This window comes from Roseobacter sp., from assembly GCF_045106495.1.
Lineage (GTDB): Bacteria > Pseudomonadota > Alphaproteobacteria > Rhodobacterales > Rhodobacteraceae > Roseobacter.
Map to the genome: position 1 here is coordinate 491110 of NZ_JBGCEQ010000003.1, position 26748 is coordinate 517857.

22 protein-coding genes and 1 pseudogene are annotated in these 26748 nt (G+C 52.4%); 13 read left to right on the forward strand and 10 right to left on the reverse strand.

The window, feature by feature from the left end:
- Window positions 1-17: 17 nt before the first annotated feature.
- The 4 genes from AB8B75_RS04280 to AB8B75_RS04295 all read left to right on the forward strand — a co-directional run bounded on the left by AB8B75_RS04280 (window position 18) and on the right by AB8B75_RS04295 (window position 4076).
- The gene (locus tag AB8B75_RS04280; RefSeq protein WP_405360098.1) at window positions 18-1127 is read left to right on the forward strand and encodes a PotD/PotF family extracellular solute-binding protein; all 1110 of its coding nucleotides are present in this window, start codon (window positions 18-20) and stop codon (window positions 1125-1127) included.
- A 110-nt stretch (window positions 1128-1237) separates the two neighbouring features.
- Window positions 1238-2182: an ABC transporter permease gene (locus tag AB8B75_RS04285; protein ID WP_405360100.1), complete on the forward strand. Its 945-nt coding sequence runs from the start codon at window positions 1238-1240 to the stop codon at window positions 2180-2182.
- Window positions 2182-2991, forward strand: coding sequence for an ABC transporter permease (locus AB8B75_RS04290; protein ID WP_405360101.1), 810 nt, complete (start codon window positions 2182-2184; stop codon window positions 2989-2991). Before AB8B75_RS04285 ends, AB8B75_RS04290 begins: the two co-directional genes overlap by 1 nt.
- Entirely contained in the window at window positions 2988-4076 is a 1089-nt protein-coding gene (locus AB8B75_RS04295) for an ABC transporter ATP-binding protein (RefSeq protein ID WP_405360102.1), read from the forward strand. The genes AB8B75_RS04290 and AB8B75_RS04295 overlap by 4 nt, the downstream gene beginning before the upstream one ends.
- 43 nt (window positions 4077-4119) lie before the next feature.
- Here the strand turns inward: AB8B75_RS04295 and AB8B75_RS04300 are convergent, their stop codons facing one another.
- The 8 genes from AB8B75_RS04300 to AB8B75_RS04335 all read right to left on the reverse strand — a co-directional run bounded on the left by AB8B75_RS04300 (window position 4120) and on the right by AB8B75_RS04335 (window position 13513).
- Window positions 4120-5880 carry an asparagine synthase-related protein gene (locus AB8B75_RS04300; RefSeq protein WP_405360104.1) on the reverse strand — a complete coding sequence of 587 codons (1761 nt, stop codon included), beginning with the start codon at window positions 5878-5880 and terminating at the stop codon, window positions 4120-4122.
- 581 nt (window positions 5881-6461) lie between these two features.
- Complete coding sequence (locus tag AB8B75_RS04305; protein WP_405360105.1) at window positions 6462-6737, reverse strand: PqqD family protein; 276 nt, start codon at window positions 6735-6737, stop codon at window positions 6462-6464.
- A gap of 255 nt (window positions 6738-6992) precedes the next feature.
- Complete coding sequence (locus AB8B75_RS04310) at window positions 6993-7133, reverse strand: hypothetical protein (RefSeq protein WP_405360106.1); 141 nt, start codon at window positions 7131-7133, stop codon at window positions 6993-6995.
- A gap of 1335 nt (window positions 7134-8468) precedes the next feature.
- On the reverse strand, window positions 8469-8876 hold the full coding sequence (locus tag AB8B75_RS04315; RefSeq protein ID WP_405360107.1) for a hypothetical protein: 408 nt from the start codon (window positions 8874-8876) through the stop codon (window positions 8469-8471).
- A complete protein-coding gene (gene flhB, locus AB8B75_RS04320) occupies window positions 8876-9952 on the reverse strand; it encodes a flagellar type III secretion system protein FlhB (RefSeq protein ID WP_405360109.1) in 1077 nt (358 codons plus the stop codon). The genes AB8B75_RS04315 and flhB overlap by 1 nt, the downstream gene beginning before the upstream one ends.
- Window positions 9949-10719: a flagellar biosynthetic protein FliR gene (locus AB8B75_RS04325; RefSeq protein WP_405360110.1), complete on the reverse strand. Its 771-nt coding sequence runs from the start codon at window positions 10717-10719 to the stop codon at window positions 9949-9951. Before AB8B75_RS04325 ends, flhB begins: the two co-directional genes overlap by 4 nt.
- A complete protein-coding gene (gene flhA, locus AB8B75_RS04330) occupies window positions 10716-12800 on the reverse strand; it encodes a flagellar biosynthesis protein FlhA (RefSeq protein WP_405360111.1) in 2085 nt (694 codons plus the stop codon). The genes AB8B75_RS04325 and flhA overlap by 4 nt, the downstream gene beginning before the upstream one ends.
- A 2-nt stretch (window positions 12801-12802) precedes the next feature.
- The gene (locus tag AB8B75_RS04335) at window positions 12803-13513 is read right to left on the reverse strand and encodes a hypothetical protein (protein WP_405360113.1); all 711 of its coding nucleotides are present in this window, start codon (window positions 13511-13513) and stop codon (window positions 12803-12805) included.
- Window positions 13514-14510: 997 nt separating this feature from the next.
- Here AB8B75_RS04335 and AB8B75_RS04340 point away from each other — a divergent pair.
- From AB8B75_RS04340 to AB8B75_RS04380, 9 genes are all read left to right on the forward strand, one after another.
- A complete protein-coding gene (locus AB8B75_RS04340) occupies window positions 14511-15455 on the forward strand; it encodes a formylglycine-generating enzyme family protein (protein WP_405360115.1) in 945 nt (314 codons plus the stop codon).
- On the forward strand, window positions 15448-17076 hold the full coding sequence (locus tag AB8B75_RS04345; RefSeq protein WP_405360117.1) for an arylsulfatase: 1629 nt from the start codon (window positions 15448-15450) through the stop codon (window positions 17074-17076). Before AB8B75_RS04340 ends, AB8B75_RS04345 begins: the two co-directional genes overlap by 8 nt.
- 68 nt (window positions 17077-17144) lie before the next feature.
- Window positions 17145-18113: an HAD family hydrolase gene (locus AB8B75_RS04350; protein ID WP_405360118.1), complete on the forward strand. Its 969-nt coding sequence runs from the start codon at window positions 17145-17147 to the stop codon at window positions 18111-18113.
- 34 nt (window positions 18114-18147) lie between these two features.
- Window positions 18148-19137, forward strand: coding sequence for an AAA family ATPase (locus AB8B75_RS04355; RefSeq protein ID WP_405360120.1), 990 nt, complete (start codon window positions 18148-18150; stop codon window positions 19135-19137).
- A gap of 11 nt (window positions 19138-19148) precedes the next feature.
- Window positions 19149-20132 carry a DUF58 domain-containing protein gene (locus tag AB8B75_RS04360; protein WP_405360122.1) on the forward strand — a complete coding sequence of 328 codons (984 nt, stop codon included), beginning with the start codon at window positions 19149-19151 and terminating at the stop codon, window positions 20130-20132.
- Window positions 20129-20614 carry a DUF4381 domain-containing protein gene (locus AB8B75_RS04365; RefSeq protein ID WP_405360123.1) on the forward strand — a complete coding sequence of 162 codons (486 nt, stop codon included), beginning with the start codon at window positions 20129-20131 and terminating at the stop codon, window positions 20612-20614. Before AB8B75_RS04360 ends, AB8B75_RS04365 begins: the two co-directional genes overlap by 4 nt.
- Window positions 20611-21594: a VWA domain-containing protein gene (locus AB8B75_RS04370; protein WP_405360124.1), complete on the forward strand. Its 984-nt coding sequence runs from the start codon at window positions 20611-20613 to the stop codon at window positions 21592-21594. Before AB8B75_RS04365 ends, AB8B75_RS04370 begins: the two co-directional genes overlap by 4 nt.
- Window positions 21591-23114 (forward strand): VWA domain-containing protein, encoded by a 1524-nt coding sequence (locus tag AB8B75_RS04375; protein ID WP_405360125.1) that lies wholly within the window; start codon window positions 21591-21593, stop codon window positions 23112-23114. Before AB8B75_RS04370 ends, AB8B75_RS04375 begins: the two co-directional genes overlap by 4 nt.
- Complete coding sequence (locus AB8B75_RS04380) at window positions 23111-24394, forward strand: hypothetical protein (protein ID WP_405360126.1); 1284 nt, start codon at window positions 23111-23113, stop codon at window positions 24392-24394. The genes AB8B75_RS04375 and AB8B75_RS04380 overlap by 4 nt, the downstream gene beginning before the upstream one ends.
- 728 nt (window positions 24395-25122) lie before the next feature.
- Here the strand turns inward: AB8B75_RS04380 and AB8B75_RS04385 are convergent.
- A complete protein-coding gene (locus AB8B75_RS04385) occupies window positions 25123-25503 on the reverse strand; it encodes a carboxymuconolactone decarboxylase family protein (protein WP_405360128.1) in 381 nt (126 codons plus the stop codon).
- Window positions 25436-25720, reverse strand: a pseudogene (locus AB8B75_RS04390) (aldehyde dehydrogenase family protein); the annotation flags it as partial. The gene AB8B75_RS04385 and the pseudogene AB8B75_RS04390, both read right to left, overlap by 68 nt.
- Between the last annotated feature and the right edge of the window lie 1028 nt (window positions 25721-26748).

The window sequence follows — 26748 nt, forward strand, 5'->3', positions numbered from 1 at the left end:
CAACAAGGAGAAGAAACATGACAAAAATCAGATATAACCGCCGCCGGTTTCTAGGAACGGCAGCCGCCGCGAGCACAGTTCTTGCGTCTCCAGTCTACTTGCGACGGGCGGCCGCCCAATCGGGTGGAGAGGTGAACATATGGACATACAACGACTTCGTACCTGAGGCCTTCAAGGATCAATTCGAGGCGGAGACCGGAATTAAAATCAACATCCGTTTGGTTGATGATCAGGGCAAACAGTTCAACTTGCTGGCAGCCGAACAACCCAACCCCACGGTCGATATCATGACCGTGGCCGGTCACAGGTTCCTTCAATTCATCGACAGCGATCTACTTGCACCATTGGACACGGGCCGTCTGAGCAATTGGGGCAACATCAATCCGACCTTCTCAGAGTCCGATTGGGCAACCATAAACGGCAATAAATGGGGCGCTCCGATCCTTTCGGGTATGCAAGTGCTTTCTTACAATACCGAAGTCGTAAGCGAGGAAGAGGCTCTGACCTGGGACACTCTGTTCAGTGAAAAATACGCCAAGCAAACCGCCTATATCATCCAAGATATGATGTCGATGGTGATGCTCAAGCTGGGCTATGATGGCAATATGGTTGCTTATCTGGACGACCCGGAAAAAGCAGCAGCTATCGTCGAAGAGGCAAAGAACTTCTTGATTGCGAACAAGCCTCTGGTCCGCAAATATTATGATAGTGGTGCTGAATTTCAGCAGATGATGGTGAACCAGGACATCGTTCTGGGTCACTCCTGGAATGGACCAGCGGCCGCTTTGATGAATGATGGATTTCCGATTGCGATGACCATTCCGCGCGAAGGTTCCTATGGTTTTGTCTATACCTACAACATCGCGAACAATGCGCCGAACGTGGACAACGCCTACATATTCCTGGATGCGATCCTTGCTTCGGCCGAAATTGGTGCATCGATGACGAAGGCCTCCGGATTTATCTCGACCTACAAGGATTCGACGCAGTATCTGACCGAATTGGAAAAACAATCGACGTCTTTCCCGGATGAGCAACTGGCCAATCTTCAGTTCTTCCGCGCAGAAGCAAACGAACTGAAGTACAGCTTGGTTGACCCTGCCGTCGAAGCCATCAAAGCTGCCTGACAATCAAAGCGGCGCGTTTCTGCCCTGCACTTTGCCGGGCAGAAACCATGCGCCACCTTCGGACAACAAAATAATCCATCGCGTATTTCGGTGATAGGACCCCCAACCCAATGGCACATGATACTTCGCGCGCGACCTTTTGGGGCCGGCTGGCTCTTTGGAGGCCGTATCTGGCGCTGATGAAACTGGCTACATCATCCCCCCGCCGGCAATTTCAGGTCCTTGCAATTCTTCCGATCATATGGGTTCTGACTCAGCATCTTGGGCCGATGCTACAAATGCTGAGCGTGTCGCTTACCGATGCCTATCCCGTTGCCGCTGATGTTGAGCAACACTTTACGCTTGCCAATTACGGACGCTTTTTTGGAGACAGCATTTTCTGGATGCCGTTTTTCCGAACACTGATCTTCGCGACCGTTTTCACCTTTTGCACCCTTATCATCACGTATCCAGTGGCCTATTTTTTAGCGCGTCATGTCAGCCGCAAAAACCAGATGCTTTTACTGCTCTTGCTTCTTGTTCCATTCTGGGTGGGTGAGATCGTGCGGACGTACGCCATTATGATCCTTCTCGGCAATACTGGTGCCGTGAACCAAGTACTTAAATGGTTGGGGTTGATCGAGCGACCCATCCCTTTCATGTACACAACCTTTTCGATGGGCATAGGTATCGTTTATCTGACTGCGCTCTACATGCTCCTGCCACTGTATTCTGCGCTCGAAAAGCTGCCAAAAAGCATGAACGAAGCAGCCGCGGATCTCGGTGCTGGCGCATGGACCCGTTTCCGCCGGATATCACTGCCATTAACAATCGAAGGCATTTCATCGGGATGCACGCTTGTGTTTCTGATTTCGACCGGTTTTTACGCCACACCAGTTTTGCTTGGAGGCCCGTCAACAACCGTTTTCGCCGAGACCATCGCCGGCTTTTTCCATGTCGCTGGTGATGAATGGCCTACCGGGGCCGCATTCGCCACGATCATGTTCGTGGCGGCGTTGGTCATTACAGCGGTATTCCAGAAATTTATGAAGCTGCTCCGTAAGGGTGACACCTGATGAACTACAGGGTAGAACAGAACCGCTCCAACCGGATCTTCTTGACCTGCATTTATTGGGCATTTGTCCTATACGTGTTTGTTCCACTGATCCTGATGGTGATGATGGGGTTCAAGGACTCCAAGTTCATCGGTTTCCCGATCCGTTCATGGACACTGGAATGGTACACGGGCGTATTTGCGGACACTGACGTGCTGTTCATATTCGGCTACTCGGTGGCAATAGCCGTACTTTCGACGTTGATCTCGGTCATTATCGGAACGTGGATTGCAGTGCTTTTGGAAGGACAAAAATTTGTCGGGCGCGCCGTCATTTTCGGATTAACCATTCTGCCGGCTTTGGTCCCGGGGATCATCTCCGCAATAGCATTCCGCATTTATGCCCGTTGGCTCGGGATTGAACCCGGCATGGGGGCGGTCATCTGGGCTCACGCAGTGCATAACGTGCCGTTTGTCGTCCTCGTCGTGATGGCGCGGATGTCGACTTTGCCGAAAAGCCAGATTGAAGCCGCCCGCGATCTTGGAGCGGATCCGTTCATCGCATTTTTGCGGATCACCATGCCTTATCTGGTACCAGCGATCCTGGGTGCTTCTATCTTCTGTCTTCTGCTCAGCTTCGATGATTTTGTGCGGTCATTTTTTCTCGGTGGATACCAACCGACCCTGCCCGTGTATATTTTCGCCATGCTGCGCTCAGGCATGAGCCCGGAGATCAACGCCATTGCAACAATTGCACTGATCCTGACTGCCGCAATTGGTATCTGGGCTGAGCGATTTACCCGCCGCATGAAGAAGGAGGGCGATACATGACGTCCGATCACGCACCATTGGTCCGCATTGACGGTATCTCAAAACGTTTTGGAGATGCTGTTGCCCTCGAACACCTTCAACTTGATATCGCTTCCGGAGAGTTCGTGACATTCTTGGGGCCATCCGGCTGCGGAAAGACCACAACGCTGCGAATATTGGGTGGGTTTGAGCGACCAGATACCGGTCAGATCATTCTTGATGGCACGGACGTAACAAATCAGCCGCCAGAAAAACGCAACGTGAATATGGTTTTTCAGGACTATGCCTTGTTTCCCCATATGACGGTTCTCCAAAACATATCCTTTGGCTTGGAACTAAAAGGCATGACACGAAGTCAGATTCAAAGCCGTTCCAATGAAATAACCTCATTTCTTGAACTCGATCAATTGCTGGATCGCTACCCGGGGCAGCTCTCCGGTGGCCAACGTCAACGGGTCGCTCTGGCGCGGGCATTGGCACCGGATCCGGCTTTGCTGCTATTGGATGAACCTCTTGCGGCATTGGACGCGAAGCTTCGGGGTCAGGTTCAGCAAGAGCTGAAGTCAATCCAGCGGCGTACCAACAAAACCTTCTTCTTTGTCACCCATGATCAAGAAGAAGCCTTAACGATGTCAGATCGTATTGTCGTGATGAACAAAGGCCGCGTTGAACAGGATGGCACGCCAGAAGACCTATACTTTCGTCCCGCAAGCCGATTTGTAGCCGAGTTCATCGGTGACACGAACCTGATATCTGCAAAGGTCAGAGGGGCACAAGGCAATGAGGTTGTGATGGATTGGCGTGGACTGACCCTACATGGTGTGTCCTCTGGCGAAGCACCAAGCATTGGCCAGCACATTACGGCCTCAGTACGCCTTGAAAAGCTTGGGTTCCATAAAACTCGTCCTGAAACCGCTAACGCCGTGCAAGGCCGTGTGGTCGCGAAAACCTTTCTGGGATCTCGTATGACGATAGAGGTTGCGGTGGGCGAAAATGATCCCATGCATTTGAAAGCCTTCGTTGACGCCGAAATCGGTCAGGTTACCGGGAGCGATCCTATCTGGGTGGGTTGGGACGCAGGCAGTATGTCAGTACTCGCGGATTAGGGCGCGGCCTCAATGCGTCGAACACCTGACAGAATTCGCAGATTTAGATAAGTTCTCCTGACTCCTGGAGCTTGCGCCACTGATTCAGAGCTGTAAGCCATTCACGAAGCACCAGAACACGCCAGTATGCACGCAGTTCCGCCACGTCGCTTTGGGGCGTATCCCGAATGGATTGCTCCAGGCGTCTGGCAACGTCGATATCCACAAATGCTTCTGTCCCGCTATAGAATGGCGCATCGTTCGAGGAGACGTGGTTCCGAACAGACGCCTCAAACTCGGCGTTGAAATCAGCTTTGGTCTTTCTGGTTCTTATCTTTTCGGGGAGGATATCCTTTAGCCCTTCGCGCAATACCCAGCGCGTTGTCCCGTTGCGAAGCTTCGCCTCTGACGGCAAGGACAAGCAGAATTCCACAAATTGTCTGTCGTAGAAAGGATAAACCGGTAAGATATCCGCCGCGCAAGCCGCTCGATGCAACACCTCAAACGCATGTTCCATGAGCGGAGCTTGCAGAATTTTGCGATGCTCGGTCTTCTCGCGATTCTCGGGCTCACTTGCGTCTGCATTGTTGGCTCGTTCGGAGTCGTAACGCGTTTCCTCATCCAGCGCATTCGTCGATGTCACGGTTGACGCCAGTAGTGCGCTGGCGTCAAAGATGCTGGATGTCTTCTTTTTGTTGCGCTGTAAAATGTGCGCGACCCGCAGGATCATCCTTCTGACTAAATTGCGCTTGCTCAGGCCGCCGTATCGTCCAATCAACAACAGGTAAAGCCCGCCGAATGAAGCGCCATGCACGCTTGCTGCACCTCGCGTCGCAGAAATGAGCGCGTACCAACGGCGGGTTGTCGCAAGCTCGATCAGGTGCCCATAGCCATGGGAAATAACTTCGTCACCCCCATGGCCATCGACCAGATAGGTCAAACCGCAACCACGCCCGGCATGGTAAATCGCACGGCTCTTCTGCAGGCCGTAGGCTAGAAACACGTCCATTTGCTCGTCGACGATTGACGGCAGTTCAGCCAAGTCAGGTGGATGAGATACGCTGATGAGTTCCGGGTGGGTATGCGAGTGACTGTTAAGTTCGTTAAAGTAGGCGCTCTCATCGTATGGTCTACCGGGGTAACCAAAAGATAGTGCAGGTAGAGCCGGACGCCCCTGATCGGACAATGCGTGCGCCACCAGTGCGGTCAATGACGACGAATCCAGTCCACCACTCAACATCGTGCCCAGACGCCCAGGCGGGTCGATACACGCCAAACAGGCGTTCTCCAAATGCGTTCGGAGAGCATTTGGCGCATCCTTTAAAGGAATCTCTGCAGGAAGTGGAAGCGCCCAATATCGTTGAGGTACACATACTTCTTCAGGGGCTTGGACATCAAATGACAGGCGATGAGCGCCCGGCAGGCGTTTGAGTTCCGCAAATGCTGTTTGTTCTTTGTCGATTTCTTCGCCAACGATAAAGTCGGCTAGGCGTTTCGTGTTGGCCTTCACCGGGAGACCGGAGAGATGCAGCACCGCTCGCAAATCTGTGCCGCAGGTCAACTGCCCTGGCTGCTGGCAGTAGTACAGCGGAACAATGCCAAAGTGATCGCGATAGATGGCAACTTCGTTGTGCCGGGGATCGAATACAATGAAGGAAAATGCACCCGACACGTCCTTGGGAAATTTGCCTCCCTTTTCTAGCCAGAGCTGTGCGAGCAAAGCCAGGTCGGTTACGGCTTCATCGAAGTTTACGTCCAGCTTCTGCCGTAGCTCAGACCGATTGTTTACCCATGTAAGACCCGCAAAGAACACACCATCGAGCACGAGGTGGTCCGCAGCGCCTATGGTTGCTAAAACATTTGGTCTTCCAAATTCTTGAAGCTGCCAACCTTTGGTTTCAAGACGTGCACACTGCTTCGCGGTTACGGTGTCGATTGAGCCAATCTGGTCAAGGGAAAATCGCGCTAAAACCCCATGCATAGTTAAGATTTAGGGTTGAATTTTGGAGTTTGCACTCGACAGAAGTTTTTCGAGAACTCGCGGACTCTTTCCAAAACTGATTTGTCGTCCCACACCAGCCAGGCGCGCGCCCGAAGCGCAACGTCGCCATATTCTTTGCGCAAAGCCACATTACCTATACTCGGAACAAGGCGCCAGTATGGCACAGCCAGACAGGCAGTCGCTTGCGTCAAGTACGAAGTTCCGATTATCAAGTGCGTAGTCCGACGAACGCCACGCACAGTGTTTCTCGGAACACAACTACGATGCGTTGTTGTACCCGCGCAGCGGTTCTTCAAGAGCAAAGAACGGATGTCTTGATACGTCGCGAATAACCAGAGAAGCCCAAACACAACACTTGCCATAAAATAGAAGAGAATGAGTCTAGTTTGGCGCAAAAGACGCATTCACGCGTCGACTTCTGTCACAAGCTCTGCGTCCAACAGCTCCTTAAGGAGTCGTTCAACGTCGGGTCGGCACAGATCAGCGGTGACGTCGAACTTCTCGGTCACAACAGCAACAAGGGCCTCCAGCGAACTCGGCTCATTGACGGCTTGCCAAACTTCCGCAGCTGTCGGGTTGAGTGTGAAATAGGTGTTTTTCTCCAGATCGAGCAGTACGCGATCCTCGCCGATGTCCGTATCTACGACATCAGACTTAGCTTTGAAGTGGACTGGTGACATAATTCAATAACAGGTTTCTAAAAGATGTACGTTTGAGTTTTCAGGCTAACTTGGCCCATAAGGGTACTGACGAACAAGCGCAATTACGACGTTTTGCCTGTCTACGCCACATCAATAAAGACGACTCTAGTTGAACCCAACAGGTCAGGAGGCCCCAAAAATTTATTTCTTCAAAAAAGTCAGTATTCGCAGAAACCTCCTGACGCATTTTTTGGCCTCAGGTCCTGTCCAAACAGATCCTGAGGCCACACCTTTTTAGGAGAAGGTGAGTGATGAAAATGGCGTACCTTGTGGGAACATGGCGTCTGTGGAACCGCCGTCAGTGCCACCTTTTGTCAAGGCTTCCACTTTCCCATGAGCACGCAAAACGGGTGCCGTATATGGCGCTTTCGTCATCGATAGTCCTCCAATAGGTTCTAACAATCGCCGAGTCAGCGAACGTTTGTACAACATGGAGTTGTACTGCATAGCAGTCAATTGCGCCAACGGGGTCAAGCAGGTGTTAATCAGTCGTTAACCGTATATTTGCTTATTGTATGCCAAAAAAACAGTCATATTGGCAGGAATTCGCTGAGAAGCACTTGATGCTATCGAGATTGCGGACCCGTGGACGCGTCAGATGTGTGCAATTGGCACTGAATTAAAATTCGCATCAGATGCTCGGCCAAACAGCGAGTCGCTCTATTCTGGAAGATACGGGCGCGCTCTGGCAAATCGATTTACTCTACCACTTTGCCCAATTGTTTAGCCTATGTGTTGCAAGTTCGACATGGCTACATTTTTCCGACAAGAAGATTGTGATGAGCGGAATTTTGCCTTGCAATCAAAGCGTGTATCTTTCATAAATTGTATCTCAGGAGGACCAGAAATTCGTTCGCTGTCTTCTCTAACAAAAAAAGGGATAAACATGAAATTAGCTTATGAAAGACCATTAATCCGGTCACACGGTTCGGTTGAGAGTATTACTAAAGGTGGTTCCGCGGGAGACTTCCTTGATGCGTCATTTCCTTCGAACACACCTCGTGGTGATCTGACGTTTTCTTAGTCGGGAGCCACACGCTTCTAGCTTGCTCTTACAATTGATTGTGAGTGCGAGAACCAGAGTCTGGCCAAGGCGCTCTTTCAGTGCCTTGGTGTGTTTGAAAAAGCGAAACAACTACTGCAGCTTGCGCATTTCTCTCAGGCTCTGCGGCTATTGTGACAAAGAGTTTTCAAATTTCGGCATCATAACTGACCGCGCTTAGCTTGACCTGCAATCATTGCTGTTGTTCGGTATGTGCGCACAGGTATTGGCGACCTTTTCAATAGCTCGCTAATAGCGCAAGAGATGCGCGGCTGTTTCCACATCAACAAAACAACATTTCCAGACGATCGGAATCGATCGTCTATGTCATCTCGGGCGAAGGAATTGTTTTCCATTTTCAAAACAATTTTGTGTGAAAGGTATTTTTGACCGTGCTTTCCTCTTGCCACTGGGCCCAGCGAACTTCCATTTGATCTTAGACGTAACTGGCATGCGTTTCACCGCAATTGGCGCGGTACCAACGAGATCGGGAATGGTCATTTAGTGATAAACACTTCAACGCCTTTCTCGAAGCTGTCTTTTTTCTTCAGTCGTCGGGAAAGCTGTCTAACCAGTATGACAGTTTGAACTCGAATAAGTAGATTTTCATGCTGAGTAAATCTGGGAACTCTGAATTGGGCGGTGGAAATGACATTCTCCGCATTTTACTAACGCTTATCGAGGCTCATATCTAACGCAGCAGAAAGTCTTTGCACTTCCTGAGACTTGCGCTCTTGAGCTGAAAGATCATCTACCAACTTTTCTGCTGCAACCACTTTGCCATATGCCTGTTTCACCTGACGAATGTGTTGCTCCTTTTCCGCAAGAACCAAGGCCAGTTTTCGGTTCAAAGACAGTTTTGCTTTTCCGACCCAAGACTTCCAAATGACATCAGCACCAATGGATTGCATTTCCGTATCACTTCGCGCATTTGCTCCCGCCGCTTGTTCGTCAATTCGTCGAATTTCTGAGCGGAGTTCATTTTCTCTTTTGACCAGGTTCTGAAAAGCCTGACGTCTCACTTCGTATTTTGCTTCGACCAGTGCCTGAATCTCCCGTAGCGAATTCAATTGCATCAGATCCTACCTTTCGCTTTTTGGCGCATGGCCTCCGCAAAGCGAATGGCGGCAGCAACGGCCCGGTAGTGATCCGGTGAGATTTCGTCGCCAATTTCTGTCGTGGCATGAAGCGCACGCGCCGTCGGAGGATCACTATGAATTGGGACACAATTCTCGTTGGCAACTTCGCGTATCCGCAATGCAACTTCGTCAATACCTTTGGCAACGCAAATCGGGGCTTGGCCGGGTTTCTTTTCCCATTTAAGGGCAACCGCGAAGTGGGTTGGATTGACGACAATCACATCAGCAGTTGGCACATCGGCCATCATTTGCGCGCCCGCTATTGCCTGAGCGCGCTGTCGGCGCTCCTGTTTCATATGTGGATCACCTTCATTATTTTTCGTTTCGTCCATAACTTCCTTGCGGGACATTTTGTTTTTCCTGAGGTGTTCAAAATGCTGCCAAATCACATCAATAAAGCCAATAACACCGGAAACGATGACTACGACCAGAAGAAAGCTCAAGCATATCTCAGCGAGAAGCGAAACAATGATCCGTGGATTGGTTTGCAAAACGGAAACCATTTCTTCGAGACGTGCATTGATGAAGAATGCGAGACAAGCCGAGTAGATCAACAGCTTCGAAAAGCTCACAGCGAACTGAAACAAGCCGGTGCGGCCAAACTTGTTCTTGGCATTTGCGATTACGGATATTTTAGAAAGCTTTGGGGCGATCTTTGTTGGTGCGAAAACGATGCCTTTAAGTGTGACCAGACATATCAATACGGCCACTGCGGGAACGAGAAAAATTGGCAACAAAGACCCAGCAACACTGCGCATTAATCCTTGGGTCGGAGCTGCGGCTGCACCACCAAAAAAAAGCGGTGCAAGTTCAGCAGATTGATCGATTAAGACCATCATTGACGTACCGAGCTGCATTAAACCACTACCGCCTGCACCGATGAAGGCGATCAATAACCCAGCATATGCACAGGCAGTCAGTAACTCCGTTGACCGGGCGATTTCTCCCTTTTTGCGGGCATCGAGCAGCTTTTGCGGCGTTGCGTCATAGGTCTTATCGCTCTCATCGTTCATCGGACAGGTCCAAATGGATTGCTCAAAAACCCGTCCATGGCTTCAAGCCAGACAGAGAGAATGAGAGGCGATGAAACCAATAGCAAAAAAAGCCCACCCGCCGTGATTACTGGGGCACCGACGAATGCGACCATAAGTTGCGGCATGGCTTTGTTTATTGCGCCAAGTGCGACGTTATAAAGAACGGACAAGATCACGAAAGGGGCGGCAAGCGTAAAGGCGAGCGTGAACGCGCGGGCGACTTGAGAAACGCCCCAATCGGTCAGTACAGTGGCTTCCGTAAAGCGACCCATTGGCATGAATTCATAGGATAAAATGACCAACTGTGCAGCTTTTACATGTAAACCGGACATCACGGCCAAAGCCAAGCCACCTACAATCAAGATGTAACCCATTGCAGGCATTGGATCTACGCCAGAATTGCCAAAAACCTGAGACAACGACGTTGCATTTGCCGCAATTGTGCCGGCTGTTTGAAGGGCGAGAACAAACAATCTGATACCTATGCCGAGAGCTAGACCGGCAAATACTTCTGTGAAAATTATGATCGACAAAGCACTTTGCTGCTGTGGAATGCCCATGGTTACAACTGCGGGTGTCACAATAACCGTGAATGCCAATGCCACGTTCAGCTTGATCCTTGCCGGGACCGACTGCTCGCCAAACGCCGGCAACATTGAAGCCAGTGCTGCGACGCGCAAAAATACCAGAAATCCTTGCCACAGTGTTTCGTTCACAACTGGCATGAGTTCCGCAAGCGCTGTCATGCCGCGACAACGCCGACCAGAGAAGGCCGTGCGTCCAATCCAATCTCTTCGAAGGAGAGGACTGGGTTGGAAATCCCCTTTGCCCGCATGACAGTTCTTAGAAATCTTCTGCGGCGTGTGTTTGTTACAATAGCAGCGTTGATCCCGTTTTGGCTGGCCGCCTGCAATTTTTCGGACATGTTCTCCGCAAGCAAATTGAAAATGTCTGGCGGCAGCGCAATATCCAATCCGCGATCGGCTTCGACTTGGTAGGTGTTGAACGTGTCTTCCCATTCCGGTGCCAACTGCACCAGAGGCAATGTACCGTCTTCGCGTTTCATTTCGGCCACTAATTGGAACCCAAGGCGTTGCCTGACGTGTTCACAAATTGCTTCGGGCTGCGCGTTTTGTGCCCGGGCTTCTGCGGTAGCCTCCAAAATCAGGGGCAGGTTCCTTATCGAAACCTGCTCATCCAGAAGCAGCCGCAATACAGAATGCAAAACATCGATCGGTACTTTATCCGGGATCATTTCGTCCAGTAACTTGCGGCTGGCTTCGGCGCGCTTTGGATCAGAAACATTTACCATTTCGGAAAGAAGCCGCCGCAAGGACTTGAGCGATAGCAAACGGCTGAAGTTTCTTTTTACAGTTTCCAATAGATGCGTGGCCAGAATTTCAGCCGGTGTAACCAGAGTCAGCCCGTCGATGGAAGCTTGTTCCTGATCGCGGTTGTTTATCCACCTTGCCGGCGCCCCGTAGACAGGCTCAGTTGTATCTGTGCCGTTTGGAAGAGCCGCCGTTTCTTCGGGAACGAGTGCCAGAATTTGATCTGGATTAAGTTGCGCGCGCGCCTGTTCAACACCTTGAATTCGAACAACATAGGTTCCAACCGGAAGAGCTGCGCTGTCAGTCAGGCGAATTTCGGGAAGTATGAGGCCGAAAACCTTGGCCACGTGGGTGCGCATATTGGATATCCTGGCATCCAAGCCGGTACCTGGGTCCAAAACCATATTGACCAGATCGGGTGCAAACTCGACGTGAATATCATCGATTTCAAGCAGGTCGCCCAGTGGCTTTTCTTTGGGTAGTTCGGCGGTCGACGTGTCGATTTCCGCCTTTTTTGAGTTTGCATTCGACGTCTTGTAGGACCGGTATGCGATGAAACCCAAAATAGCGCCACCAAACAGAAATGGTGTGAAAGGCAGGCCCGGAAACAAGGCAAAGAGGATCATCAGTCCCGAGACCGTTGCAAGAGCAGACGGGTGCTTACCCAGTTGGCTGAACACGGCCAGATCGGTGGCGCCCTGAGCGCCACCCCGAGCCAGTAGAAGGGCCGAGGCGATCGAGATTACTACGGCCGGTATTTGTGAAACCAGCCCATCGCCAACCGTCAAAATCGCATAGGTTTCGAAGGCTTGCCCAAGCGGCATCCCGTGAATCGCAATGCCCATCACGAGCCCGGCGGCCAGATTGAGAAGGGTAATCAGAAGCCCAGCAACCGCATCGCCTTTTACAAACTTGGATGCGCCGTCGAGAGATCCGAAGAAAGTAGTCTCTTGTTGCTCTCTTTCCCGACGCTCTTTGGCTTCGGCGTGCGTAATGGCACCTGCCGACATATCGCTGTCGATGGCAAGCTGTTTACCTGGCATCCCGTCGAGCGCAAATCTGGCGCCAACCTCTGCCATTCGTGTCGCGCCCTTGGTAATGACCATGAAATTGACGATCAAGAGGACACAGAAGACAACCAAACCGAGAAAAACGCTTCCGCCCATTACGAATTGGGCAAAGCCTTCAATGACGTCACCGGCAGCATCTGTGCCTGTATGTCCCTGACCAATAATGAGCTTTGTTGACGAGACGTTCAGCGAAAGACGGAGCATCAAAGATGCCAGCAGGATCGTCGGAAAGGCAGAAAAGTCCAGCGGTCTTTCAATAAACAGCGTGATCGTAAATATGAGAATGGCAAGCGCGAAAGACGCAGCCAACCCGACGTCCAGCACCCAAGCCGGCATCGGTAAAATCATCATGACAATGACTGCCATCAACGCGACGGCCAATAGGATTGTCGGGTTTAAAAACGCTTTTACAGTGAGGTTTTGCAACGCTATATCCCTCCATTTTGAGAAAATAAGCTGCCTCTGCCGGAATCATTTGCCAGGGGAACAAGCGAGCCTCTCCGCGGCTTTGCTGTTGAGGGTTTCAAAAGTGGAAACTGGTTCCATTCTGCTGATTGCAAACTGCCCAGAGACGATGAGCGCGACGTGCCATTGAGCTCTGCATATATTGCGGAGTACTTCTTTTTGTATCGATCAGAGAACTCTTGCGTTCTTGAATGGAATGCGCCGACTGCATTGGTCCAATCGCCCTTTTCCTCAAAAAGTTCCGTCAAGAAACGCGCGGCATATCTCGCATTCGAGACGGGTTCGAACATTTCGGAAATCGACGAAAACGCGTGCCCGTGCCATCGGTAGTTGAGTTGGAAACAACCGATGTCCATATTTCTCGTTCCTGCACTCAGTTTTGCAGCAGCGAAGTTTTCAGCGCCCAGTCTGGTGGGAATCCAAGATCCATTGCCTTCAACGTTCACTGACCAGGGCCAAGGTTCCAATTGAGTACCGCGCTTTCTCCCTGTTTCGGTGCGCGTTACAGCACGCAGAACGGAAAGCGGAACACCGGATTCTCGTGAAGCAACAGCGGCCGCCTGGTCACAAATGTTGTTGGACGCCGCAAGCGCTGTCGACGAAAAAATACTTAAAGATAATAATATTGTACACTTAACCAACGCGAATTGGAAAAAGGAAAAACCAAGCTGCATTCTGCACTTTCATGACTAATGTATTTCACATCGTTTAGAACGTATTTGAGTAAAGTTTATTTTGCGTAACCAGTTCTTGAAGAAGAGCGGCCATGTGGTCACTTTGCGCCTATCGGCTGCCACACCGCGAAAATGCATTGCCAACACCGTCTCTGGCGTCATGCGTGTCACTCCTGAAACACCGCCGGTGACGAGAGCACAGATTGTTTCTGGGGTTTGATAGTCTCTAGACAAAAAGTAACGGTGATGCCGAAAGCCACGTCGATCTTGCTGACCGAGGATTGTCGATCCGCGACTGAAAAACCAGCGAATGAGCTTTGCACCAGTAGATGAAATGCGCAGCGAAGACTGGTGCTCTGACCATATCGAACAGCAGACCGTTTGGTCAGGTGATCGCACGCTTCATCGGCTTGGACAGGGCGCACTTCGCGATAGAACAACACTTTGCTGTGGAATGGGCGACAGCATAGCCATTTTTTGGCGAGGCAACGTTTCTTTCTTCAGTACGGACCGGTCGCGTAATATTTTGGGCCACTCAATTCCGTTCGCAGGCAGATTCTGGCTATATGAATTCCGCAGGTGATAATTTTTTTTGTTAAAATTGTTCCATGAACATATTCACTAATCGAAACCACGAAAAACAAAGCTTTTGTGTAACCAAGGCACCTAACCGGGATTGTTTTAAAAGCCAATTTGCGTTCGTGGGGTAAATTCATATGCAGAAAATCGGGTGAAAATCTAAGACACGATTGCAAACCGGTTTACACCACCCATAGATGTATTAAACTGTTAACGAATATGACTTCAACGGAGCTCTAGTTTTCAAGACCTTGAATCAAAGCGGTAAATTGATTTCCAACACAACAGTTGGGACACATTTATCAGTTCGTTAGGCGGTTTGAGTCGGCACGCTTGCTTGGCGATCACACTTGGAAAATAACAGTCTGGCCGCGCTTTCTCTAAAGTGGATTTATTCATCAAACATCATGATCAAAATATGGTCTGGATTGAGAGCGGAAGCTTTCAAATGGGTTCGGATCGCCACTACGCAGACGAGGCTCCGATCCACAAGACGACCGTGGATGGCTTTTGGATGAGTCCAGTCGCGGTAACCAACGACATGTTCGCCGAGTTTGTTTCGCAAACCGGTTATGTCACGGTCGCTGAGCGCCCGCTGAAGCCTTCGGATTTCCCGGGAGCCGACCCGTTCTTACTCGTACCGGGATCATTGGTGTTCAATATGACAAAGGGTCCGGTAGATCTCAAAGACATGCGCAACTGGTGGTCCTATGTCCCCCGGGCGAATTGGAAGCAGCCCGAGGGAGCAGGCAGCGATATTTCGTCACGCGGCGATCACCCTGTCGTTCAGGTTGCATTTGAGGACGCCCAAGCCTACGCGAAATGGGCCGGCTGCGACCTTCCCACGGAAGCAGAATGGGAGTTTGCCGCACGCGGGGGCCTTGATGGCGCGGATTATGTATGGGGTGACACGTTTAAACCAGATGGTAAAATAATGGCCAAGACCTGGCAGGGTGACTTTCCGTGGCGGAATACGGCCAGGAAAAACCTGCACAGAACGGCACCGGTTGGGTCTTATCCTTCAAATGGATACGGGCTCTTCGACATGGCAGGCAATGTTTGGCAGTGGACGCTGGACTGGTATACGAGCCATCATCCCAAAAAGGAAAACGGTGCGTGTTGTACGATGGACAATCCCCGCGGTGTTGGGATTGAACAATCCTATGATCCGGCCCAGCCCAATGTGAAAATTCCAAGAAAAGTCGTGAAAGGCGGCTCATTTCTTTGCGCGCCGAGTTATTGCCGCCGATACCGGCCAGCGGCCAGACACGCACAGATGGTCGACAGTGGCATGAGCCACATCGGTTTCAGATGCATCAAAAGACCAACAAAAACAGGAGAGGAAGATAGTTCAAATGAGTAATGAAAACAAGGAAGGCGTTGGCATCAGCCGGCGCGCAATGCTGTTGTCGAGCGTTTCTGCCGTCGCAGCCGCGGGAACAGTTGTTGGCGCGGCGAAAGAGGTCGCCGCACAGACATCCGCTGGTGACAAGCCAAACATTCTTGTCATCTGGGGCGATGATATCGGCCAATCGAACATTTCGGCCTATACCATGGGTCTGATGGGATACCGCACTCCCAACATCGACCGGATCGCGAACGAAGGGATGATTTTCACGGACTATTACGGTGAACAGTCCTGTACCGCGGGGCGCTCGTCCTTCATTATGGGACAGTCCGTTTTCCGGACAGGTCTGTCGAAGGTTGGCCTGCCGGGCTCAGACCTTGGCATGCGCGTCGAAGAACCGACCATTGCGGGTCTGCTCAAAGGGCAAGGCTATGCGACTGGTCAGTTCGGCAAGAACCACCTTGGCGACAGAGACGAGATGCTGCCGACAAACCACGGATTTGATGAATTCCTCGGCAATCTCTATCATCTCAACGCCGAGGAAGAGCCTGAAAACGAGGACTACCCGGGCGATACGATAATGCCGGACGGTCGAACGTTCCGGGAGAACTACGGACCGCGCGGCGTGATTAAATCCTCGGCGGATGGTCAGATCGAAGACACCGGCCCGCTGACAAGAAAGCGCATGGAAACCGTGGATGACGAGACAGTCGCTGCGGCGATCGACTTCATCAAGCGCAAGACGGAACAGGGTGTGCCGTGGTTCTGCTGGTGGAGCGGTACGCGTATGCACTTCCGCACGCACGTCAAAGACGAGATGCGCGGCATTTCCGGTCAGGATGAGTATTCTGACGGTATGGTGGAACATGACCTGCACATCGGTCAATTCCTTCAGCTGCTGGATGAACTGGGCATCGCGGACAACACCATCGTCCACTATTCCACAGACAACGGCCCCCATATGAACACATGGCCGGATGCGGCGATGACGCCGTTCTTTGGTGAGAAAAACACGAACTGGGAAGGCGGTTGGCGTGTCCCATCAATGGTGCGTTGGCCCGGCAAGAACGAAGCCGGATCAGTTTCGAACGAGATCATGCATCACGTGGATTGGTTGCCGACGTATCTCGCAGCCGCAGGTCGTCCAACAGTGAAAGAAGAGCTGCTTGACGGCATCACAATTGCTGAAGTTGGTGGTGGGCGTGACTACAAGGTCCATCTGGATGGCTACAACTTTCTGCCCTTTCTTACAGGTGAAGCCGAAGAAGGGCCTCGTGACGAGATTTTCTACTTCTCTGATGATGGTGACCTGACGGCGCTGCGCTACAACGACTGGAAACTGATTTTCCTGGAGCAACGCGCCTATACGACGCTCAAAGCATGGTCCGAACCCTGGACCGAGTTGCGTTTGCCGCTGATCTTCAACTTGCGGCGCGATCCGTATGAACGCAGTTATCGTACGTCCAACACCTACTACGATTGGATGATCGACCGTGCCTACATGCTCGTACCGGCACAGGCCTATGTCGGCCGGTTCCTCGAGACATTCCAGGAGTATCCGCCACGTCAGAAGGCGGCGAGCTTCAGCCTCGAACAGGTCATGGAAAAACTGGCCCAGCCGGGCGGTACACAATAAAGCCCCAAACGAGTTGAAATGGGTCGCCACATGTGGCGGCCCGGACCCAACAATCAGAAAGAACTGATATGCTCATTCGTGTATTCGTCTCGGTCATCATACTGGCCGGTGTTTCAGCGGCGTCTGCGGATCCCTTGCCTTCGTGGAACGAGACGGACGCGAAAGAGAGGATCATCGAATTTGTCACCGGCGTAACCGACGTCGGGTCCGATACATATGTCACTCCAGCTGACCGTGTGGCGGTTTTCGACAATGACGGCACACTTTGGGCAGAGCAGCCGTTTTATTTTCAGGCGCTCTACGCCTTTGATCGCATTGCTCGGATGGGGGATGCAGAACCGTCCATTCTGACGAGCGATACCCTGAAGGCAGCTGCCGCCGGGGACATGCAAGGTGCCTTGGCGCAGGGCGAAGAGGGTCTTCTGGAAATCGTGACAGTCTCCCATTCCGGCCTCAGCGTTGATGCCTTTCAGGAAGATGTACGGGACTGGCTTGAACGTGCTCGGCACCCGACAACTGATATGCCCTATGACGAGATGGTGTACCAGCCGATGCTGGAACTGCTCAGCTATCTGCGGGATCAGGATTTCAAAACGTTCATCGTCTCCGGCGGAGGGGTGCACTTCATGCGTGCTTTTGCAGAAGAAGCTTACAACATTCCCCCAGAGCATGTGATCGGATCGCAACTGGAATCAAGCTATCAAGTGCTGGAGGGCGTGCCGACGGTTGTTAAAGAACCCGGCATTGCCTTTATCGATGACAAAGCTGGCAAGCCGGTGGGAATCGACGCAAAAATCGGTAAACGACCGATTTTTGTGGGGGGCAACTCCGACGGCGATTTCGCAATGTTGGAGTGGTCGACGGCCGGTGATGGACCCCGGTTTGGTCTGATTGTGCATCACACGGACGCAGACCGAGAATTCGCCTATGATCGGGACGGTCCCGTGGGAAAACTGGCGCAGGGTCTGGACGAGGGCCCGGACCGGGGATGGCTGATCGTGGACATGAAAGAAGACTGGTCGCAAATCTGGCCCTAACCGGATTGTACGGCCGCTGACAGCGGGGAAAAAGATGTCAACCTTGGACCAAATCGGCGAGCTTCGAGCACGCATGGGCCAGTCGATTATCGGTCAGGAGGCTGTGATCGAACGTCTACTTATTGGGCTTTTGGCCAACGGAAATCTGCTGGTCGAAGGATTGCCTGGCCTTGCCAAGACACGCGCTATCAAGGCTTTGGCGAAAAACCTTGAATGCCAGTTCAGCCGCATTCAATTCACGCCAGATCTTTTGCCTGCCGATGTCACTGGGACGGAAGTCTATCACCAGACGGCCGAAGGCGCTGAATTCCGTTTTGAGCCGGGACCGATTTTTGCAAACGTTGTGCTTGCGGATGAGATAAATCGAGCACCGGCAAAAGTTCAGTCCGCTTTACTCGAGGCAATGGAAGAAAGGCAGGTCACGGTCGCGGGCAAGACCCACCCGATGGAGCCTCTTTTTATGGTAATGGCAACTCAAAACCCGATTGAGCAAGAGGGAACCTATCCGCTGCCAGAAGCCCAAATGGACCGGTTTTTGATGCATGTCATGATCACCTACCCACCGGTTGAAGACGAAGTGAAAGTCATTCGTCTTGTGCGTTCAGAAGAAGCCGCTGCAAATCGGGTCCATGAGGAAAAGTCGACCAAGAAGAAGGCCGCCGCAATCCCGCAGGAAGCAATATTTGCCGCGCGCCGGGAAATCGTCGATATTCACGTGTCAGACGCCATTGAGCGTTATATGGCCGACTTGGTGAACGCCACACGTATTCCTGAGGCGTTTGGACCAGAACTGCAGCGCTGGATTGAAATTGGGGCAAGTCCGAGGGCGTCGCTGGCGTTGGACAAATGTTCACGAACGCACGCCTGGCTCAAAGCCAGAGACTATGTAGATCCGCAGGATGTGCGTGCAATCGCACCGGATGTCTTTCGGCATCGCTTGGGGCTTTCGTACGAGGCGCAGGGCGAAGGCGTCACGCCGGATCAGGTCGTCGATGAAATTCTTCGACAAGTGGCGCTGGCCTGAGGGAGACCAACATGCGGGATAAGGCCGCGAGGATACGAACGGGAACTTGGCCAGCATCGGAATGGGCAGAAGTTCGTATGGATACTCGGTGCTACGTTGATCTCGCGCACCTGCGGTCCTTGGAAAGGCAGGCCAAGTCTCTCACATTTTTGCCGCGTCAGCCCGCCAGAAGCGCTTTGAACGGTCGCCATGCATCCCGGCTCAGAGGACGTGGATTGAATTTTGAAGAACTGCGTGACTACTTACCCTCGGATGATGTGCGGTCCATCGACTGGAAAGTCACGGCACGGACCGGAAAACCCTACGTGCGCGTATTCACCGAAGAACGTGACCGGCCCGCGCTGATTGTTGTCGATCAGCGCATGTCGATGTTCTTTGGTTCAAAACACAATATGAAATCGGTAACGGCGGCGGAGTGCGCGGCCCTTTCAGCATTCCGCATTCTGGATCAAGGCGACCGGGTGGGCGGGATCGTTTTTGGGGACCAGATCATAGCAGAAGTACGTCCACAAAGAAGTCGCACCGCTTTGAACCGCTTTCTGACCGCACTGGGGGACGCAAACAGTCTTTTACGCGCGGATGCTCCTGACGTTGTGCCGGTGTCGATTAATCAGGTCCTGCATGCTGTGGCACGGATTGCGCCAAGAAATCATTTACTCATTATTCTAAGTGACTTCAGCGAGACGGATGAACAGACCCGAGGGCTGGTATCAGGTTTGTCGCGCCACAACGACCTGATCTTGGGTCTTGTATCTGATCCGTTTGCGGATGACCTGCCCGCGGGTGCAAATCTGGTTGTATCGGACGGCAATCTTCAGGTCGCGATCGACACGGGCGATCACAAAACTCATAAGACGCTTTCGGAGCTGGCAAGCGGCAGGCTTGCCGAAATTCTGGATTGGCAAAGAGCGACGGGAGTGCCTGTTCTCCCGCTGTCGTCTGCCGAAGACAGCCTGACACAGATGCGAAGACTTATGGGGCTCAGGCCGGGATGAGCAGCGACACTGAAACTGGAACGCCTGAGAACCTGATAGATCTTCTGGACAAATTGGTTCCACCTTCGGAACCGGCGCCGATCTCGCTGGTGCCTGAAACAGCGGGTTGGTACGTGCTGGCGTTGTTGCTCACCATAAGTGTTTTCGGTCTGATCAGGGTCCTTTTTAAACGCCACAAGGCGAATGCATACAGGCGCGATGCCATCGCCGCCCTGCCGCTTGCCGCCAAAGATGTCGGGATGCTGGCGCGTATCATCCGCCATGCTGCCCTTGTCACCTTCCCCCGTGCAGAGGTTGCGAGCCTATACGGTGATGACTGGGCGGCGTTTTTAGAGCGCACATGCGAAGGAAAACCCATTCGGAAGGATCTCGCAGAGCAGATTGCCCGCGCGCCTTACGATCCGGCAATTCCGGTGTCCGATGAACTGATTGATACGGCGCACCACTGGATCGTGAACCACAAACGCGGTCCAAACATATGATTTCGCTTGCCGTCCCCTGGGCGCTGATCGCCTTGCCACTGCCGTGGCTGGTTTGGCGATTTGCACCGCCATACCGGGAGAAAGTGCCCGCAGTGCGCTTCCCGTTTTTCCGCCAGATTGTTGCTGCAACAGACACGACACCTCGAGCGGGGTCAGTTATTCTGGCCCGATCAAGGTTTCAGATGGTGATTGCAGTGCTCATCTGGTGCCTGCTCGTCGTCGGACTGGCCGCACCTGAACGGGTTGGCGCGCCGATCGAGATCACTAAGTCCGCGCGCGATGTTATCCTGGCGATCGATATCTCCGGCTCAATGGATGAGGCCGACTTTCTTGCACAGGATGGAGAGCGTATTCGACGCTTTGTCGCCGTGCAGAATGTGGTCAGCTCATTTGTGCAAGCCAGAGAGGGCGACAGAGTTGCGCTAATCGTGTTTGGGAGCCAAGCCTACCTACAATCGCCTTTGACCGAAGACCTCGACACCATTGTCGAGCTTCTTGAAGAGACAGAGGTCGGGATGGCTGGGCCGCACACGGCTTTGGGAGACGCCTTGGGCCTTTCGATCCGCACCTTTGAAGCAAGTGAGATTGAACAACGGTTGCTGATACTGCTGTCAGATGGTGCTGATACCGCAAGCCAAATGAGCCCCGTAAACGCTGCCGAAATTGCGAAAACGGAAGGTGTCGAAATTTTCACGATTGCCGTTGGCGATCCAGATGCATCCGGCGAAAACAGGGTCGATGTCCAAACGCTGCAAGAGATTGCCAGACGCACGGGTGGATCATACTTCTATGCGGGCGATCTCTCGGCTTTGACCGAAGTGTATGAACGGATTGATGCGCTCACGCCGCGCGCCGTGGAAACAATGTCTTATCGCCCGCGTCAATCGCTCGCCTTCTTGCCGCTTGGACTGGCGGCCGTTTTGGGCGTATTCGCCGTGGCGTTTCTGCATTTGCGTCAACGGCGTGGGGCGGTGGCATGAATAATCTGTCCGTGTTCCTCGAAGCCTTTCATTTGATACGGCCATTTTGGCTGCTTCTATTGCCTCTTATCGGGCTGGTCTGGTGGCGCGCTCGTCAGCGCGCCAATGTCGAGCCGATGGCCAATGATGGCCTTGCGCCACATCTTCGTGACGCCATGTTGTTGGGGGCAAAATCTGCGCGACGGTTTCAACCCATTGATGGGGTGGCTGTGGTTCTGGCGTTGACCATTCTTGGCGCATCCGGCCCAACGTGGTCCAGAGTGCCCGATCCCTTCATGGCGCAAACCGCGCCTGTTGTGATCGTGCTGGAAGTGACGGCATCGATGGAGGCGACCGACCTCATGCCCTCGCGTCTTGAGCGCGCCAAACAAAAGATTCGCGATCTGCTCGAACTGCGTGCAGGTGCCAAGACAGCGCTGGTAGCCTATAGCGGAACTGCGCATCGGGTGGTGCCTCTGACGGAGGATGCGCAGATCATGCTGCCGTATCTCGAAGGTCTTTTGCCCGATATCATGCCAGCAGATGGATCAGATGCAACGGCGGCGCTGATGATCGCCGATGACATTCTGGCAACACAGGAAACACCCGGCGGGGTTCTCTTTGTCCTAGATGGTGTTGAAACCTCCGATCTTTCCATCGTGTCGCAGCTTCAAGGCGCCAGTGTCGCCTTTCTTGTAATGCTACCCGAAGGGACCAATGATCAGGGGCTGGATCAGATCAGTGATGTGCCTGTGATCTATGCAACGCCGGACGACCGCGATGTCCAACAGATCGATCGCAGCCTGAACGCTGCTTACCGCAGAGCGTTACTAGAAGACGAAAACCAGCAATGGAACGATCGCGCATGGTGGTTTGCATGGCCTGCCGCGCTTTTGACGCTGTTGTGGTTTCGGCGGGGTTGGACCATGCAGTGGGGGCTCTTGCTTATGGTATCAGTATGCTTGTCCGCACCGTCATCGTCGCGCGCCGACGGGTGGAAGGACTACTTTTTCACACAGGATCAGCAGGGCCGGCTAGCCTATGACCGCAAAGACTATGGCCGGGCTTCGGAAGTGTTTGTTGACCCGCTCTGGCAAGGCTACGCGCTGTTTCGTAACGGGAACTATGAACAGACCGCCGAAGTTCTTGGTCGCGTCGATACGGCCGAAGCGGATTTCATACGAGCGGTGGCCTTTATCAGAAACCGCAACTACCGTGACGGCGTCCGGGCCTTTGAAGCGGTGCTTGAACGCGACCCCTCGTTTCCCGGGGCGGCGGAGAACCTCGAAATTGCCAAAGAGATTGTCGAGTACGTCGAAACGACACGGGAACAGTCTGACACCGGCGAAGAGTCCGGAATCGGGGCGGATGACGTTGTTTTTGATAACGAAGCCGCTCGCGGAGCGGATACCCAGATGGAGGTGCCTACCGAAGAGGGCATCGCCATACTGACGACGGAGCAATGGATGAACACTGTGAACACACGCACCAGCGACTTTTTGCGGTCGCGCTTCCTGCTCGAAGCGAACAGAACGCCATGAGACAGTCCTGCTTCCTTTTGTTTGCTCTTATTTTGGTACTCTGTGTTGTGGGCGAGAAATCCACGGCGCAGCAGGCAGGTCAGCCATTGGTTGAGCTAGAGCTTGACCAGGCCGAAACGATCCCAAGCCAGCCAATCGCGCTTCGCATCACTGTGCTGGTGCCGACATGGTTGTCAAAACCGGTGGAGTTTCCGAGTTTTGAAGCGCCGAACCTCATGGTCCGGTTGTTCGAAAACGCAACCAATCCGACCAGCAGGCCCATAAGCGGTGAAACGTGGTCGGGCGTGACGCGGGTCTACCACTTGTATCCAATGGTTCCGGGACCATTTCAAATTGGCGCGCAGGACTTGCGCATCCTATGGGCAGAGCCGGGCGTCACCGAGCCCAAAGAAAGCATTGTTCAAACGGACCCCATCGAGATTTTGGCGAAACTGCCTGAGGGCAGCGAAGATATTGACCCGTTTTTTGCCGCAACAGATGTGCTGTTGACGCAAGAGTTGTCTCAAGACACCAACGTGCTCAAACCCGGGGACAGTTTCACGAGGAATGTAACGGCGACAATTACAGGCGCGTCGCCGATGTTCCTACCAAAGCTACTCCAAGACGCAGACATTGAGGGGATTGCATCTTATCCGTCTGAACCCCAGGTGAACGAAGAGATTAAAGGCATCATACTGTCGGGTTCCCGAACGGAAGAAGTAACGCTCATCGCCCAGAGTGGCGGGTCAGGCCAGCTCCCCGCCATTGAAGTAAAGTGGTTCAACCTGCAGACGGGCGCAGTTGAAACGGCCAAAGTTCCCGGCGTTGATCTTTCCGTAGATGCACCGGCGGCAAGCTCGCAAACGCGGTTTGATACTCGCGCTTTGGTTATGATTGCGGTCTATTGCGCGGCGGCAATGGGTATAGGCTGGGTATTGGTCTCATGGGTTCGTCCACCTTTGCGGCGCCATATCGATGAATGGAAAAGTTCATGGGTGTTGTCTGAGAGATGGGCTTTCAAACAGGCTACAAAAGCATTGGATCAGAGAGACTTAGGTGCATTTTTGAATCAGTTGGACTTATGGGCGTCACGTTGTACTGGGTATGATCCGCGTAACGATGAGCACTTGAGTGCTGCAGTTTCGCGGATCAACGAAAGCAGATACGGGTTGAAAAAACAGGATCCGGGTAGTCTCTGGTCTGCAGCACGCGTTGCTCTTTTGGGGGCACGTAGAAGCGCGCACGGTCGGACGTTCGATACATACGACCCTTCAAGTATCAATCCTCTACCAGGTGGTTGAACTTTCTGTCCTGGGACATGGTTCTGGATATCATTCATCGCGCCGCTTTGATCCGCCTTCTCACTCAAATCAAATGCTGCCGAATTCGCTGAAAATAGCCTGATCTTCCTTCACTTTCTCTTCAAAAAACATGAGACTCAGATTGGCTTGGTCTGCCATTACCGTAGTGGGTCGTCTTGTTATCAACACTTGGGCTCATAAATCTGGCTGGTCCTTGTGCCGGCGGGCGACGGGGTGCACCAAAAACCAGAGGACTGTTGCAACCTACGGTTTAGGTGGGCAAACCAATTTTATTGGATGTCGCTGCGGAAAATGGCGCCTGTCGGTTTTGCATCTTTCCCGCGCCTCAGGTCCTTGACCGAACGTTTTAACTGCCTGCCGAGCGGTCGCACAATTTCGTTCAGCCCAATAGTTGCAAAACTATGTCTGTCAGATCTCGCGATGACCTGCGCGTCTGGCATGCCCGGTAGACTTTAACGATACGCCACCAAACGAGCATACACGGCCGTCGTTGGCAAAAAAAGGATGAGCGGGGGAAACGGCTGTGACGTTATGACAAAGTAGAAGGTATTTCAGTGCGCAGTGAATGGAATTCTTGGTTGTGCCGGTGTCTGCAAAGCCAAAGATAGAGTCCAGAACCACGTTCGTTTGCTGAACCAAGACTGTTGACTAGTCTCGTTGAATAACTCCGAGCATCCCAATAATGGAATTTTTTGGTATTTTCCCAGCTAGCTTTGCTCAATGACCTTTCTTGCGACCCGAAAGCACTCCAATGCCTGAGGCACTCCGCAGTAGATACCGATTACGTGGATAATGGCTCGGATTTCGTCTTGCGTGACGCCGTTTTTGATTGCGCCGCGGCAATGGATTTCCCATTCGTTCATCTTTCCCAATGCGCCGATCATTGAAAGGTTCATCATGGAACGGGTTTTAGCGTCGATGACGTCGTCTCCCCAGCCGAAGCCCCAGCACCATGCGGTCATGGCCTCTTGGAACGGGCGCGTGAAATCATCGGCGGCAGCAAGGTTTTTTTCAACATAGTCAGCGCCAAGCGTCGCTTTGCGATGTTCCAATCCTTTCAGAAACAGGTCTTCGTCGAATGCACTCATGGTCAACCTTTCTATTTGAAGGCAACGCTCTTGGTTTGCACGTAATTCCAAAGCGTCTCGCGCCCTTTTCCCAGCCGTAGCCTGACTTCCAATAGCCGCGAAATGGGATTTCTGGTTCGACAGTGGACCACTCATTGAAAATGGCCTCATCCGCGCGAAAACCGTGGGCCCCGATCGTGGCGCGTTCAAGATCGCGGGTAAAGATACCGGCTGCAAGCTCGTAAGTCGTAACACTGGAAGTATTTGCGGTCTCCTGAACTCAGCCTCGATATGCTCACCATCGCACACACGCTGCTTCGATATCTCCTCGATGTCGACACCGTCCTGGATTTCCACGCTCACTCCTGTGTTGGGACACGCGACACCTTCTGTGTGATCTATTCCGAATGCGCGATATGGGGCAACAAAGGCTGCGCCCTGGAAGACGTAAGATTAGCGCACAAATGAGATTGTCTGATGCGCGCGGATTTAGCCTTCTCGCCCAATCCAACATCGCGCTGATGTGCGGAAACGTGGACAGCGCAATTTCTTGAAGCGCTGAAACGCTGGCTTTTTCTGAACAGAAAAGATTCACGCAAGTGAAGCGCAAGAAGTCACCGAAGCACAGGACACCTTGCTGTGGCAACGTCAGATTGCGGAGATTTTCTCAGCAACAATCTAAGTTTCACGAACTACATGTGTTCCGTCGCAGATGTTCATTCTTTCATATCAATAGTAGCAACGGACCCAGCTGGTGTATTCTGGCGACTTTCAATGCTTGGGCATCCTTTTTGCATGCACGCAATATTTTTTGCAAACAGCATTAGCTGAGCCGACGTAGCAGTATCGATTTGATCGAACAATACAGGAATATTCCGGGGCCCAGAGCCTTCGCAACCCGATTGGTCTGTTTGAAGTACAGCGTGGTTAGTGCTCATTGGACTTTGAAAAATCAACGATGTTGGGTAGGGAATCCATCGGAGCAATTTAGAACCGATAATCTTGGAATGTTGTCGCGTTTGGGGTAAGATTTACTTCGTGCGTCTTGCGAAATAATGCCTTTTAAAAACAGATGTTTAATTTGAGATAAGACCGCTGAAAACCGTTGTGCTGAACCGAATTCTAACTATCGTTTCAGCCTTAATCGTTCAGCAAGATGTGTGCCTCATAAAGCAGACATGATCAAATCGAGTTTATGGATTCTTACATTGCTCTTTCTGGCAGCCGCAGCAGGTCCACTGACTTTCGTGGTATCGCACGCGGGTC